The organism is Streptomyces doebereineriae (genome assembly GCF_031845645.1).
Lineage (GTDB): Bacteria > Actinomycetota > Actinomycetes > Streptomycetales > Streptomycetaceae > Streptomyces > Streptomyces canus.
Genome location: NZ_JAVREZ010000267.1, coordinates 1 through 458, shown reverse-complemented (window position 1 = coordinate 458; position 458 = coordinate 1). Strand labels below are relative to the sequence as shown.

The window sequence follows — 458 nt, the reverse complement described above, 5'->3', positions numbered from 1 at the left end:
CTCCGGCACCGTGGACGAGGTCCTCAACGGCATCCGTACGCACCGCGAGCACGGCACCACCACCCTGGTGGCCTCCATGGTCACCGGCGAGCTGGACTTCCTCGCCCGGCGCGCGGGCATCCTCTCCGAGCTGGTCGAGCAGGGCGACCTGGCGGGCCTCCACTTCGAGGGCCCGTTCATCTCGCCCTGCCGCAAGGGCGCCCACAGCGAGCAGCTGCTGCGCTACCCGGACCCGGCCGAGGTCCGCAAGCTGGTGGACGCCGGGCGCGGTACCGCCCGGATGGTGACCCTCGCCACCGAGCTGCCCGGCGGACTCGACTCCGTACGGCTGCTCGCCGACCTCGGGGTGATCGCCGCGATCGGCCACACCGACGCCACGTACGCGCAGACCGTCGAGGCGATCGACGCGGGCGCCACCGTCGCGACGCACCTGTTCAACGCGATGCCGCCCATCGCCC

General features: G+C 73.1%; 1 pseudogene. It reads left to right on the top strand.

Features of this window, described 5'->3' with window-relative positions:
- Positions 1–458, top strand: a pseudogene (locus RNB18_RS51815) (N-acetylglucosamine-6-phosphate deacetylase); the annotation flags it as partial.